This is a genomic window from Pseudalkalibacillus sp. A8, from assembly GCF_045920555.1.
GTDB lineage: Bacteria > Bacillota > Bacilli > Bacillales > Fictibacillaceae > Pseudalkalibacillus.
Genome location: NZ_CP174509.1, coordinates 5,179,346 through 5,194,184 on the forward strand (window position 1 = coordinate 5,179,346; position 14,839 = coordinate 5,194,184).

Below are 14,839 nucleotides of genomic sequence, written 5' to 3' on the forward strand. Positions count from 1 at the left end.
GAGTTTACTTGTGAAGCTTTGGGGCGGGCGTTTCCGAAATGATGAAAATAAATTAATGGAAAGCTTTAATAGCTCACTTGCTATTGATAAAAGACTAGTCTATGAGGATATTGCCGGTAGTCTGTCGCATGTAAAAATGCTTGTCGAGAGCAAAATTGTGACGGGCGCAGAAGGAAAGAAAATGATCGAAGGATTAAACTCAATTTTAGCCGATATTGAAAATAATAACCTGTTCATTGATGGAGAATATGAAGATATTCATAGTTTTGTAGAGGTGAATTTGATTGAAAGAATTGGTGAAACAGGTAAGAAGCTTCACACTGCAAGAAGCAGAAATGATCAAGTTGCAGTCGACATGCGCTTATATGCGAAAAAGAAATCGTCCGAAGTAATGGAAGCCATTGAACTACTTCAAAACCGTTTAAAAAAGAAAGCAGATGAAAATCCGGTAATCATGCCGGGGTATACCCATTTACAAAGAGCTCAGGTTGTCACATTCAAACATCACCTGTTGGCCTATTATCAAATGATGGACCGAGATAAAAGGCGAATTCAGAACGCTATGTCGATCATGGATGAAAATCCACTTGGCTGCGGAGCTTTAGCTGGTACAACCCATCATATTAATCGAGAGATCACCGCCAAAGTATTAGGTTTTGAGAAGCCAGTCGATAACTTTTTAGATGGGGTTAGCGATCGCGATTATTTGTTGGAATTAATGTCGTGCTTCTCCATCGTCATGATGCACCTCAGTAGGCTAAGTGAAGAGCTCATCTTATGGAGCAGCCAAGAGTTTCAATTTGTGGAAATCGATGACGCTTATTCCACTGGAAGTAGTATTATGCCACAAAAGAGAAATCCCGATTCCGCAGAATTAATCAGAGGAAAAACCGGTCGGGTATACGGTTCATTACTTTCCTTATTAACAACCATGAAAGGATTGCCTTTAGCTTATAATAAAGATATGCAGGAAGACAAAGAACCGTTTTTTGATTCACTAGATACCACACTGTCTTGCCTAGTGATCATGTCCGAAATCATTGCCACCTTGAAGGTGAACAAAGAAAACATGGAAAACGCAGTGAAAGCCGGGTTCCTTAATGCCACAGACCTAGCCGATTATCTTGTGAAAAAAGGAGTCCCTTTCCGAGACGCACATGGGGTAGTAGGCTCCATCGTCATTTACTGCGAAGACCATGAAAAGGGAATCGAAGATTTAACATTAGAGGAACTAAAATCTCTCTGCACAGTTATTGATGAAGATATTTATGAGTATATCAATTATCAAAAAAGCCTGAATAGGGGCATAAAAAGTAAGTTAGTAGAGTAGATTTATATTCAAAGACCCATCGACTCACATTTAATGGGTCTTTTCTTGTATTTAGTGAGGAAAAAACCCCTAAAATAAAGTACTTAACAACGAGTATAAATCTAAAATGCTAGTAAAGCCCATATTTGTATTCTCAAAAGAAATAGATCTCCCAAACTCTACACCTCTAAAGTTCTGCTCGTACAACCTACCATTCATTCTAAAATTTAAACTTAGAGAAAGTATACCTTCTCGGACATTCAATGGGAGCTGTAACAATAAATGGAGAGAAAACACCCCCTAAAGATAAAACAGATTTTATTTTTTAACCTGTCTACCTTTAGGGGACATATTGGCTAGTGTCCTTGATTATCCGTATTTTAAATACTGATGATCTTCTATTCCTTTCAACTGAGTGGGTATAAGGTACCTTGTCTCTAGTTTAATTGTTTAAGAGACTTTCCATTCAGCGTAGATTTTTTCGTTTGCTGTTCACGGTGGAGTCTGACCCGCTTCTCTTCTTTATTGCGACGAGTGTGATCATTTCGAAGGCAACTGCTGAGGCGAGGGCTGCTGTGATTTCGCCATGGTCATAAGCAGGCAGCACTTCGACGAGATCAAACCCGACGATGTTGAGTCCGTCTAAGCCGCGGACGTATTCCAACGCTTCGTAGCTCGTCGGACCGGCCACTTCCGGTGTCCCTGTGCCTGGTGCATAGGCCGGGTCGACAAAGTCGATGTCAAAGGTGACGAACACCGGACGATCATCTGCTACACGCGCGTGGATCCGGCGTAGCACTTCCTCCTGTCCAAACTTGCGGACATCATTCATCGGGATAACTTCAAAGCCGAGATCACGGGCATCCTCGATGTCTTCCGGTCCGTAAAGCGGGCCGCGCATGCCGATCTGGATCGAATGATCCACATCGATCAACCCCTCTTCAACGGCTCTTCTGAACGGCGTACCGTGCATGTATTTTTCACCGTAGTAGTTATCCCAGGTGTCACCGTGGGAATCGAAATGCACAAGTGAAATCGGTCCATGTTTTTTATAAAACGCGCGTAGATTTCCGAGAGAGATTGAATGATCGCCACCGATAATGATCGGCGTAATATCCTTATTAAGGATCGGCGTAAGCCCTTCGACAATGTTGTCGTACGTACGGTGGATATTCCCTGGAACCACATCGATATCGCCATAATCAACGCCAGAGCAATAATCAAAGATGTTGATTTCCTGATCCGGGTTATACGGGCGGAGTAGCACGGAGAAATTACGAACATGCTGCGGGCCGTAACGCGTGCCGACACGGTTTGACGCGGCCGTATCGAACGGAACGCCGACAACGACAAAGTCTACGTCATCGGTCGTACGGATATTTTCCAATCTCATAAATGTTCTCACACCGGTAAAACGCGGTGATTTCGAAGAATCCTTCGGTTGATACATGTTTATCACTCCTGTTTTTCTAGTTGTTTCGGTTAAAAATTACAAGCTTCATTTCTGTCATCTCTTCAATTGCGTATTTGATCCCTTCGCGTCCTGCACCGCTTTCCTTCACTCCGCCGTATGGCATATGGTCAACACGGAATGTCGGAATATCGTTAATAAGCACACCGCCAACATGAAGGCGGTCGGCCGCGTCTAATGCTGTATGGACATCGTTCGTATAAATGCCTGCCTGCAGGCCGTAGCTTGAATCATTCACAAGTCCAATCGCTTCTTCAACGGACGAGACTTTATTGATCACTACAATCGGTGCAAACACTTCCTGGCATGAAACCTTTTCCTGTCGGTCGACATCCGTTAAAACGGTTGGCAGAAATACGGTTTCGCTCGATTGTCCGCCAAGTGCGAGCTTCGCTCCATTTTGAACCGCTTCATTGACCCATGACCCCGCCCGTTTGACATCATCAGGCGAAATTAACGCTGACACATCGGTTGATGGATCAAGCGGGTCCCCTAGCTTCAACTCCTTCGCTTTCTCGACAAATTTTTCCACATATTCTTCATAAACATCTTCATGGACATACACCCGCTGAAGCGAGATACATACCTGCCCCTGATAGGCGAAAGCACCTGTTACACAGCGAGGGATCAATCCGTCGATATTTACTTCTTTATCAACAATCACAGCTGAGTTTGATCCGAGCTCGAGGGTTACCCGCTTTAAGCCTGCTTTGTTGCGAAGCGCAATGCCCACGGCCGGGCTTCCGGTAAAAGTAATCATTTTGACTCTGTCATCATTGACGAACACATCGCCGATCACACTGCCTCTGCCTGTGACAACGTTCAGGGCCCCTGTAGGCAGTCCGGCTTTCTCCGCGATTTCCGCTAAAAGCAGGGAAGATAGTGGGGTCTGTGAAGCCGGCTTCAATACAACTGGATTACCGGAAGCGATCGCCGGGCCAACTTTATGGGCGACAAGGTTCATCGGGAAGTTGAATGGCGTGATCGCCGCGATAACACCGATCGGCTCTCTGACCGTGTAGGCAAGCCTGTTTTCGCCACCTTGGGCCGCATCGAGCGGTAGCGTTTCACCATGGATCCGCTTCGCTTCTTCTGCAGCAAATTTATACGTCTGGATCGTCCGCTGCACCTCTCCCCTTGCGGTCGATACCGGTTTTGCCGCTTCCTTCGCGAGTATTTCAGCAGCGAATTCAAGCCTCTCTTCAAACCCTTTTGCGATATTTTCAAGAATGACCGCTCTTTCATGTGCCGGCATCTTTCTCAGTGTCTCCCTGGCACTGTCTGCCGCATCAATAGCCTTTGTTACATCCTCCTTCTCAGCGACCGGAATCTCGGCAAGCTCCGACTGATCATACGGTGACTTCAATGATTGATAGGTTCTGGCTTCCACCCACTGTCCGCCGATAAAGAGTTTTTTCTTTTTACCTGTTTGAGTTGTCATCATATCCTCCCCCTTTTTAAGCCTTCAGCTCTGATATTACTTCTTCAATCACAGAGAGGGCATAATCGAGCTGTTCATCTGTAATCACCAGTGGACTTAAAATGCGAATCACGTTCCCGTAGATTCCCGCACTTAAAATGACTACCCCACGACGGTTGCACTCGGCGACAATCTTTCCTGTCAGCTCTTTGTCAGGCTCCTTAGTGTGCTGATCTTTCACAATTTCCATCGCACACATCGCACCGATGCCGCGGACATCGCCGACTGCACCGGTCTGCTTCATCGCTTCAAAACGAGCCATGATTTTTTCCCCGATTACATTGGCGCGCTCAAGAAGCCCGTCATTTTCAAGCATGTCAACCACTTCAAGAGCAGCGACACAACCGAGCGGGCTTCCGCCGTAAGTTCCGCCGATTTCGCCGGCACCTGGCGCATCCATGACTTCCGCTCTTCCCGTAACTGCTGAAATTGGAAGGCCAGCAGCGATCGATTTCGAGAGAGTCATGAGGTCAGGCTCAATTTCGAAGTGCTCGGAGGCAAACATTTTTCCTGTACGTCCAAAGCCTGTCTGAACTTCGTCGGCGATTAGCAAAATGCCATGTTCCTCGCAAAGGCTCTTCAGCTGCTGAACGAACGATTTTGATGGAACGATAAACCCGCCCTCCCCCTGGATCGGTTCAAGGATAAACGCGGCGATATCTTCCGGCGGAACTTCACCGATAAAAAAGTCTTCTACCTGTTTTAACAGGAACGTATCCAGCTCTTCGTTCGTCATGCCTTCAGGCTTCCGATAATAATACGGATGGCGCAGCTTATACGTATCGGTCGCCAAAGGACCAAATCCGTTTTTATAAGGCTTTACTTTACTTGTGAGGGACATCGTTAACAGCGTTCTGCCGTGATAGCCCCGATCGAACGAAACGACTGCTCTTCTTCCAGTATATTTCCGAGCGATTTTTACCGCGTTTTCGACTGCTTCGGCACCGGAGTTTAAAAAGAACGTTTTTTTATGGAAATTCCCCGGTGTAATTTCATTTAGCTTTTTAGCAAGCTGTATATACGGTTCATACATAATTACGTTAAAACCAGGATGAATATATTGATCTAATTGGGCTTTTAGCGCTTCGACAACCTTTGGAGGGCAATGGCCAGCGTTCAACGTGCCGATCGCTCCGGCTAGGTCGATGAGCGTATTCCCGTCAACATCGGTCACTAAAGCGCCTTCTGCTTTTTCGATAAAAACGGGTGATGTATTAAACGGCCCTCTCGGAACATGCTTTTGTCGCAGTTCGGTAAGTTTCTGTGATTTCGGTCCAGGCAACGATGTTTTTAAATGGGCAACTCGGTTATCTGCTACGTTATCCATGTGGTTCATCCTTTCTTTGTGAGAAACATTTGACATTCGTTATCTAATGCAATTTTCATGCCAACTATTTCAAAGTCGTCTGTAATTTGCTTTTTTGGGTAGAATATTTTACTAACGCTTGATCAAGCATCTCGATTCCGTCATTAATTTGTTGTTTTGTTACACTTAATGGCGGAATCATCCGGATAACCTCGCCTTTATTGCCGCATAGATAAAATAGAACGCCCTCCTGCAATGCAAGATTGAGAATTTCTAAGACCGCCTTCCCGTCCGGCTCCTGTTTGTCCGGGTCTAAAATTTCGATACCGATCATCATGCCAAGGGAGCGAATATTTCCAATCACCTCATGCTTTTGCTTTAGGCCATCCAGTTTTTTCGCTGCATAGGAGGCAATAACCCTTGTGTTTTCGAGTAAATTTTCTTCCCTGATCACTTCGATCGTCGCGAGTGCCGCTTCACACGCGAGCGGATTTCCGCCAAACGTTGTTGCGTGGCTTCCGAGCGGCCATTGCTTCATCAACTCTTGAGAGGCGGCCGTTACTCCAAGAGGCAGGCCGGAGGCAATTCCCTTGGCCATCGCCATAATGTCAGGTTCCACATCAAACGTCTGGGCAGCAAACCAGTTTCCAGTCCGTCCAAAGCCCGTTTGTACTTCATCGAAAATCAGTAATATCCCGTGACAGTCACATAGCTCGCGGATTTTCTGAACCCAGCCTTTTGGGGGCACAATGTATCCGCCTTCCCCGAGGACCGGCTCAAGAATGACCGCCGCGACTTCGTCGGAAGGAACCACGTGCTGAAACAGCTCGGCAAACTCTCTTTCAAGCTTAGCGATCGCTTCCTGTTCTGTTTGCGATGGATCATAGTAGGATACCTGGTAGGTTAAGCCGTTTGGCTGTAAGTATTTGCGGTATTTGCTCTTTGAGGTACTCACACCGAGTGAACCAAGCGTTCTACCGTGGAAGCAGCCTCTGAAGGAGACGACATAAGGACGCTGTGTCACATGCTTGGCGAGCTTTAGCGCCCCTTCGATCGCTTCTGTACCGCTGTTCCCAAAGAAGAAGCAATCGATATCCCCAGGAGTAATTTCAGCTAGTTCATCTGCTAACCGGAGGATCGATTCATACATGATTACTCCCGATGGCCCATGCAAAAATTTATCAGCGCCGTTTTTGATCGCTTCGACTACTTTCGGATGGCGGTGCCCCACATTTGTAACGGCGATGCCTGATGTAAAATCCAAATATTTTTTTCCATCAAGTCCCCAGTAATAGCACCCTTCTTCCTTCACAACCGGTAAGTTCGGGTGGTCTTTTGCCATACTCGGCGCAAGCCTAGAGGATAGCTTTTCTAAAAGTCCATTCCATTCTTGTGTCATTCATCATCTCTCCTGCTTAGTTTATGGCTGAAAATGACGCAAAGGGATGAACTTTACGTCGATTTAATATTGTAAATTTCGGCTAGGTTAACAATAATCATCATTAAGTGAATTTCATGAAATACCAGCATCTCATCGCAACGCCGTTATTTTAAAAGAAGAATAAGTGAGCCATTGCAACAATGATTGGCAGCGTAATGATCGTACGCTGTAAAAAAATAATGCCAAGCTCTAAGAAATTCAATGGAATCTTAGATTTCAGTAGCAGTATGCCTACCTCCGACATGTAGATTAGCTGTGTTAATGAAACTCCGGCAATAACGAAACGTGTTAACTCACTTTCAATCGACTTTCCGACAACGGCCGGTAGGAACATGTCTGCAAACCCGACAAGCATAGCCGGAGCGGCCGCTTTGGCTTCAGGAAGCTGAAGCAACTCAAGAATCGGCACGATCGGATAAGCGAGGTAGTCGAACATAGGTGTATACTCAACAAGAACGAGTGCTAAGGTTCCCAGCGCCATTACCAGCGGAATCAAGCCGAACCAGATATCGAGCACATTTTGAAATCCGCTTACAATCACGTTTTTTGCACTTTTTACTTTGCTTGCTTTTGTGACGGCTAGTTCAAACGCATACTGTGATCGGGATACACCATCAGGCACATCCTCTGAAATCTGTTTACCCACAGGCTCATAATACGTTTCTTTTTTCAAAGACAATGGCGGGATCCGCGGACATACAATCGCCGCTATCAACCCGGAAACAACCACTGTTAAATAAAACGGAACGAATAAATGATCCAGGCCGATGAAGCTAATCACAACGAGGCTAAACGCGATTGAGGCAACGGAGAAGTTTGTCGCAATGACAGCGGCTTCCCGTTTAGAATAATATCCTTCTTCGTATTGCTTGGTTGTGATTAACACACCGACCGTCCCGCTTCCCATCCAAGATGCGATCGCGTCGATGGAAGAACGTCCAGGTAGCTTGAACAACGGGCGCATCACTTTCCTTACCACCGTTCCAATATATTCCATTAACCCAAAATCAAGCAATAGGGGCATTAACAGACCGGCAAATAAAAACCATGTAGTTAAAACGGGAACGAGTGAGAACAATACCGTTCCGCCCGTTAGGTCTGACCAGATAAACTCTGGCCCCAGCTTGTACATCGTCATAATCGCAAAAATAGACCCGAGTATTCTCATCGAAATCCAAAAGCCACTCACATTGAATAAATCGTTCAAAAATTTCGAGCTGGTCATCCAGTCTGGCTTCATGACACTACAGATCACTGAGAGCACCACGGACAAGACAAGGACCGATGTCATAAACAACGGCAGGTATGGCTCAAAGACTGCCTGGAGGTTTTCAGCGAGAATACCTACTCCGATGGTCCACTTTCCTTCATAAGGCACTGGGACTAAAAACAAAAACAGCCCAAACAGTGATGGTATAAAAAATTTCAGTTTATCTCCCATTGGATGGGATACAGATGGTGTAGAGGTATCAGGTTCAAAGGTAACTTTTCTTTCAGCTCTCAATAACGTTCATCCTTTCCTATAATGAAACCGTAACCAACCGGTTCATCATGTAAAATTTATTCACTCTTTATTAATGCAAGTTCCATGCCAGGTTTCATTTTATTCCGTATTCTTTAAATTTTCTGACTACCGAAGGCTGGCTGATCCCAAGTTGTTTCGCTGCTTCTGTAGTCGTCTTATACCGTTTCTTCGCTTCCATCAGCACCTGCTTTTCAACCTGCTTTAATATGGTTTTCAACGGCTTCTGTCCATGAGAAATGCCTGAGAGCTCTTCCTTGCTCTGGACATAGGTTTCCGGCAAGTCTTGAATCGAAATAATCGGCGACGGCGATGTAACAACAAGGCGTTCGATCAGGTTCATCAACTCCCTTACATTTCCCTTCCATTCATTGTTGAGCAACTGCTGTAGAACTGCTTCATCGAACTCCCGCTCACGGTCATACTTTTTTGAAAACAGGTCAAGAAAGTGCTTGATCAACAGAACAATGTCAGATGGCCGTCTTCGTAACGGCGGTATAGTGATCGGGACAACATTGAGGCGATAGTAGAGGTCTTCACGAAATCTTTTCTCCTCCACAAGGGTATCAAGGCGTTGGTTTGTGGCAGAGATCAGTCTAAAATCCACCTTTCTCACCTTCGTCCCGCCTACCCGGTAAAACGACTTTTCCTGAATGAACTTTAGTACTTTCACCTGGTGCTCAAGTGGCAATTCCCCAATCTCATCGAGAAACAATGTGCCCCCTTCCGCAAGCTCAGCCAGCCCCATTTTCCCTTTTGAATTGGCGCCAGAGAATGAGCCTCCTTCGTATCCGAAAAATTCTGCTTCAAAGAGTGAATGCGGAATAGCGCTGCAGTTTACCTCTATAAACGGCTTATCCTTACGCCCGCTATGATTATGGATATATTTGGCGAGCTGTGTTTTCCCAACACCGGATTCCCCGAGGAGAAGAACGTTTACATCGGTCTCCGCCACTTGGTTGGCGACTAGCAGGCTTTTCTCCATTTCCCTGTCTTTTGCGATAATTCCCTCATTGTTAAAGCTCTTGTCCCTTAACCGCTTCAACTCATTTTTCACCCGGTCCATCTCACCCTGCATTTCCATAAAGTAGCTCTTCATCTTCATCAACTCTGTAATATCGTGCGAATAGCTTACGATACGCCACAGTTTTCCTTCATTATCGAAAACTGGGACCCCGGTCACAAGCAGCTTTTTGCCGCTATGTGTCGATTGTACAATTGTCTTTTTCTTCCTTGCTTTTAAAACAAGCGGCGTAATAATGGGGGTAAATATGCCTTCCTGTTCCAAGTCGTACACCGACCTGCCGATCAGATCGTCCGGAAGAATATCATAGATGCTGCTCGTTGTATCAGTAACTTTTAAAATTATCCCCTCCAAATTTGTGATCAGGATATCGTCCTTCAAAGAATGCAAAACAGCTTCATTTTCATCGAACGTTTTAACTTTTTCTCTCATATTGATCCACGACCCCTTTATAAACCTTTTTATTTATTCATTTTTAAATAACTTATTCGCATTAACACTACTCTCGCAAATTCATCTACTATTTATTTATTTTTGAATATTATTTATATTTGGATACCACTTTATCGCAAAATTACTGGTTTAACAAAGGAAGGTTTTTACAAAAAGGCTGCATTCATTCATAACTACTAAAAAGAAACCTGACTGAATCCCTATTTAGTACAAGTAAGCAAGGAGGATTGACGGTGCGTAATAAACGGTTGATTGCAATCATTTTGGTCCTAACACTGCTTTTCATCGTTTCCATCTGGCACCTTATCTGCACTTCCCTATCCCATAGAGCAAAGGAAGCGGTGGGGGATTATAAACATCAGCAAATATGCGAATATAAAGCCTTCTGGGAACTATTCCACCAGCAAATGAAAGACCATATTGAGAAGGAAGAATATGTTGAAGAATATACAAATAGATTGTAATCGAGATATGGCTTTACCATCTTTGGTAAGGGCCAACTCTAAAGAAGACAACAGGAAGAAACGATACCGTTGCCGAGTGTATAAAACGGAAATTATTCACACCTTTAAAGTAAAGTATGGAACCTTTAGAATTCTTCAAGAAATCATTGAGGTGAAGGAAGACATCATGTGGAAGCTATTGGGGAAATACGCGGAATAGGACCTATATACAATATGAACATCACTTTTTCGATGAATCATCTAATTATGAGAATTTATTACTTAATCACTCATGGCAATTGGTTTATACTTATTATCAGCTGTACATTGGAGATGACTTTTTTGGAATCATCTTCCTGGATAAATTCTGCTGCCAATCTTGCAGCGTCTTCTGGAAAACGAAGGGATACGATTTATCCTTCTTCTACTTCTAAAATCACCTGTCTGATCCGTTGAATCTCATAAATTTTTTCCATTTTGATACAGCTCCTTTCTTCGTTTGAAAAGAAAGGAATTTTTGCGAAAACGAGTTTAGAAGAATAAAAATGTATGCGTAAGCATCAAGTGGGTTGTTACAAACCATCTTTATTCTCCGGCCTCTTTATTAACCCTACTTTGCTATCAAACACCTCAAGGTGTTATAGGTGTTGACCAAATCGCTGAAGTAATCTTAAACAGGGAGCTAAGCGTTCATACAAGTGGACTCTAGAGAAAGCGTATATACTTCAAAGAAGTAGCTGATAGAAGAGATCCCTTTATGGCGTAATCTTTATACAAGTAACATTGTCACTCTTACGATGTACATTCAAACTCTCCTTCAATACCAAAGGCACCTATCAAAACTACTTAAAGAGATAGATGCCCTGCAAATAAATTTGAAGATTAAAAGATTATCCGATCAATCCCCAGTATAGGTGGAAAGATGGCGGCCCAAATCATCTCCGAAATAGGGGAAGTTGATCAGTTCAATCACCAAAAAAGTTAGTAGCCTACGCTTGAATCGACCCAAGTGTCTATGAATCTGGTAAGTTTAAAGCCACTATCAACCGGATTAAAAGAGGATCGTCTTGTCTTCGTCAAACACTCTACACAGCTATTCAATGTTGCATAACAAAGGATCGGAATCAGAAACTAAGAACTTCGAATTTCTTCTTTAACATTTAAGTTAAAATAAGATTTCATAATCTTACTTTTTGCAACGACATCTTCATTCGCACCTTTATAAGGGGCGAAAATCACTTCGTAGTCGAAATACTCAGGTTTCAGTTCATAACTAGGCATTGGACCAGGACCACAGCTTGCACTACCGAGACCTCTATGAAGATGATCGATATTTAATGTGATAAATTCCCTTTCTTGTAAGTGATATAAATGTTTAGCTGTTTCTAAATCTTCTTTTGTATAATAATGTGCACTAAAATTCAATGGTTTTTTTCCCACTGTGAGCAAACCCTTTTCGCCTTCTCCATACAATGAAACCCATTGGACATCTGTCCGATTTCCATTTTCTTGAGGGTAAATATAAGGAAAGAATAAATCTTTCACCTTCATATTGTATACACCAAATTTACAAGCATCTTTGCTATCACAATAACTTTCCCAAGGACCTCTCCCATACCATTGAACATTTTTTAATGTAGAAGGCAGCTTCATTTCCAGCCCTACTTTCGGCCAATGTGATGGGACTTTACCATACGGCTTTCCGTTTACTTTTAAACGAACAGCTCCATTTCCATAAATCGTATATTCATAAGTACCTGTTACACCCCAATTTTGTACAGGGGGAGCGATTCGACAGTTACTTTTAACTTTAACAGTTGATTCATTCAAATACTCATGGTGAACATCTTTCGTATCATGTTGAAGCATATGCAAATAATCTTTTTTCATTTCTTCCACAACATACATATCATTATCAATTGGAGCACGCCAAAAATTCATTTGTGGTCCCTTTACCATGACAGGGTGATGATGATATAACCACTTTGAAATTGTACCGGTCTGTTTATCAAATTCTATAAGAAACTTTGTTCCGATGATGAGTAATTTCGTCTTATAATCCCTCACTTGTAATGTAGCATGTTTAATTTGGGTCAATGGTTCAATTTTTTTTGCTTCTACTGGTATTTTAAATTGTTCCCATGCAACTTCATGACCTTTCTTTGCCCATAATGTGTCTTCTTTGAGAATAAAAGATAGGTTCAAGTAATAGTCAGTATCAGGAGAAACATTTGTCAAAGAGTATGGTAAAGTTACTTCTTTTTTCTGGTGTGGTAAGATGAGGAGCAAATGATCTTCCCCATAAGTCATTACTTCATCGTCTGCTGTAATCGTCCATTTCATGATGACATGATCTAATGATATAAAATCATATCGATTTTCTATGATGAATTGTCCTGTTTTTAGGTTAATGTCTATTACTTTTATAGGCTCAATGACTTTTTTTAAGTGGTAGAGTGCAGGTGAAGGCGTACGATCTGGTTGAACGAGCCCATCTATGCAAAAGTTCCCGTTATGTGGGATATCTCCAAAATCTCCGCCATAAGCAAAATATTCTTCACCAGTTTCATTGTATTGAAGAAGTCCATGATCCACCCACTCCCATACAAAACCACCTTGTAACCTTTTATATTTATAAAATGTATCCCAATATTCTTTTAAACTGCCGGGGCCGTTCCCCATTGCATGTGCATATTCACATAAAATGTGTGGTTTCTCTTGATTGTCTTCTTCAGCAATTTGAATAACTTTTTCAACTGAGGAATACATTGTGCTAAAAATATCAGTTGCTTTCGTTTCCTTATCACCTTCGTAGTGGACAATCCTTGTGTCATCTAGCTCTTTGCATCGCTTATACATGGAATCAAAATTACAACCAAAGCCCGATTCATTTCCGAGTGACCACATGATAATACTTGGATGATTTTTGTCTCGTTGTACCATTCGTTCTAGGCGATCAACATAAAATGGCTGCCAAGCTGGATCATCACTAAGCTGATCACTATTCCCAAGCAATTCGAAACCATGTGTTTCTAAATCTGTTTCATCAATAACATAAAACCCTAATTCATCACATAAATCGTAAAACCTCGGTTCATTTGGATAATGGGCTGTTCGAATGGCGTTAATATTATGTTGTTTCATTATCATTAAATCTTTTTTAATCGCTTCAATTGTAACGGTTCTCCCTGTATCGGGGTCATGGTCATGGCGATTAACCCCTTTAAACATGACGGTTACACCATTAATTTTTATATTTCCATCAAGGATTTCTACCTTTCGAAATCCAATACGATATGGAATAACTTCCAAAATCTCCCCAAAATCATTTTTTAGATACAATAAAAGCGTATATAGTACCGGATCTTCCGCAGACCATTTTTTTGGTAATAGAATATGGTGATTTAGTTGAACAGAGACCTGTGCAAATTTATCTATTATATGATAATCAGTCATACCGCTTGCCTCGGGAACACCATTTGGATCTAAAAGTTTATATTCAAAGGAGAACTTTGAAACATTTTCGGATCCATTTCGAATATTTACATCCATATTTAACCGTGCATCCCTATAAGTTTCATCCATATCTGTTCTCACTGAAAAATCGAAAACATAAAGATCCGGCTGGGAAGTTAAATATACGTCTCGAAAAACACCGCTTAACCACCACATATCTTGATCTTCCAAGTAAGACCCTTTGCTCCATTGATAAACTTGTAGTGCCAGCACATTCTCACCTGCTTGAACAAATGACGTAATATCAAATTCAGCTTTGAGGCGACTTCCTTCACTGTAACCAATTTCTTCTCCATTAACCCAAACGTGAAAAGCACTATCTACACCATCAAAACATAGATAAATTCTTCGATTATCCCAATCATTAGGGATTGTAAAACTACGACGGTAACAACCACTTGGATTTTGTGTAGGTACATAAGGAGGCTGTACAGGAAATGGATAATATAAATCGGTATAATGCGGTTTGCTGTACCCTTGTAGTTGCCAAACACCAGGTACTTGTATGTCATCCCATTCTTCATGTTCAAACGTCCGACTGTAAAAGCCTTCTGGAATGTGAACGGGATGTTCCACGTAAAAAAACTTCCATTTCCCATTTAATAATTGAAAGAAAGAGGATTGCTCACGATTAATCGTTAACGCTTCCGTTTCATTTGAAAAAGAGATAAAGTGAGTTCTTGGCTCAATTCGATTTCGGTGTACGATATCTATATTTTCAATATCAGTTATTGTAAAGTTTTTTACCGACATCGTTATTTTCACCTCATTTATTATCGTTATTAATGCATTTCTCTTAAAAAAAGCTTCCTAATTTTGTAGAAACATTTAATGTACGTTCGTTCATGGAAACAACAATCAGTAAGACTGATCC

12 protein-coding genes are annotated in these 14,839 nt (G+C 42.4%); 5 read left to right on the forward strand and 7 right to left on the reverse strand.

Features of this window, described 5'->3' with window-relative positions; all coding sequences use genetic code 11:
• Positions 1-10 precede the first annotated feature (10 nt).
• Positions 11-1,330 (forward strand): argininosuccinate lyase, encoded by a 1,320-nt coding sequence (argH, locus tag ACJROX_RS26045; RefSeq protein ID WP_408008111.1) that lies wholly within the window; start codon positions 11-13, stop codon positions 1,328-1,330.
• 445 nt (positions 1,331-1,775) lie between these two features.
• Here the strand turns inward: argH and speB are convergent, their stop codons facing one another.
• The 6 genes from speB to ACJROX_RS26075 all read right to left on the reverse strand — a co-directional run bounded on the left by speB (position 1,776) and on the right by ACJROX_RS26075 (position 9,985).
• Positions 1,776-2,759: an agmatinase gene (gene speB, locus ACJROX_RS26050; RefSeq protein ID WP_408008112.1), complete on the reverse strand. Its 984-nt coding sequence runs from the start codon at positions 2,757-2,759 to the stop codon at positions 1,776-1,778.
• Positions 2,760-2,778: 19 nt separating this feature from the next.
• On the reverse strand, positions 2,779-4,221 hold the full coding sequence (locus ACJROX_RS26055; RefSeq protein ID WP_408008113.1) for an aldehyde dehydrogenase family protein: 1,443 nt from the start codon (positions 4,219-4,221) through the stop codon (positions 2,779-2,781).
• Between the two features lie 16 nt (positions 4,222-4,237).
• Positions 4,238-5,587 carry a 4-aminobutyrate--2-oxoglutarate transaminase gene (gene gabT, locus ACJROX_RS26060; RefSeq protein WP_408008114.1) on the reverse strand — a complete coding sequence of 450 codons (1,350 nt, stop codon included), beginning with the start codon at positions 5,585-5,587 and terminating at the stop codon, positions 4,238-4,240.
• A 64-nt stretch (positions 5,588-5,651) separates the two neighbouring features.
• Entirely contained in the window at positions 5,652-6,965 is a 1,314-nt protein-coding gene (locus ACJROX_RS26065) for an aspartate aminotransferase family protein (RefSeq protein WP_408008115.1), read from the reverse strand.
• A gap of 151 nt (positions 6,966-7,116) precedes the next feature.
• On the reverse strand, positions 7,117-8,448 hold the full coding sequence (locus ACJROX_RS26070; RefSeq protein WP_408011783.1) for a YjiH family protein: 1,332 nt from the start codon (positions 8,446-8,448) through the stop codon (positions 7,117-7,119).
• Positions 8,449-8,605: 157 nt separating this feature from the next.
• Entirely contained in the window at positions 8,606-9,985 is a 1,380-nt protein-coding gene (locus ACJROX_RS26075) for a sigma-54 interaction domain-containing protein (protein WP_408008116.1), read from the reverse strand.
• A 254-nt stretch (positions 9,986-10,239) separates the two neighbouring features.
• On the opposite strand from ACJROX_RS26075, the gene ACJROX_RS26080 reads away from it, so the two are divergent.
• From ACJROX_RS26080 to ACJROX_RS26095, 4 genes are all read left to right on the forward strand, one after another.
• Entirely contained in the window at positions 10,240-10,470 is a 231-nt protein-coding gene (locus tag ACJROX_RS26080) for a hypothetical protein (RefSeq protein WP_408008117.1), read from the forward strand.
• Between the two features lie 168 nt (positions 10,471-10,638).
• A complete protein-coding gene (locus ACJROX_RS26085) occupies positions 10,639-10,905 on the forward strand; it encodes a hypothetical protein (RefSeq protein WP_408008118.1) in 267 nt (88 codons plus the stop codon).
• A gap of 466 nt (positions 10,906-11,371) precedes the next feature.
• Positions 11,372-11,434 (forward strand): hypothetical protein, encoded by a 63-nt coding sequence (locus ACJROX_RS26090; RefSeq protein ID WP_408011785.1) that lies wholly within the window; start codon positions 11,372-11,374, stop codon positions 11,432-11,434.
• 65 nt (positions 11,435-11,499) lie between these two features.
• Positions 11,500-11,613: a hypothetical protein gene (locus ACJROX_RS26095; protein WP_408011786.1), complete on the forward strand. Its 114-nt coding sequence runs from the start codon at positions 11,500-11,502 to the stop codon at positions 11,611-11,613.
• Here ACJROX_RS26095 and ebgA read toward each other — a convergent pair.
• Positions 11,581-14,718, reverse strand: a complete 3,138-nt coding sequence (ebgA, locus tag ACJROX_RS26100) for a beta-galactosidase subunit alpha (protein WP_408008119.1) — start codon at positions 14,716-14,718, stop codon at positions 11,581-11,583. The genes ACJROX_RS26095 and ebgA overlap by 33 nt on opposite strands.
• Positions 14,719-14,839: the final 121 nt, after the last annotated feature.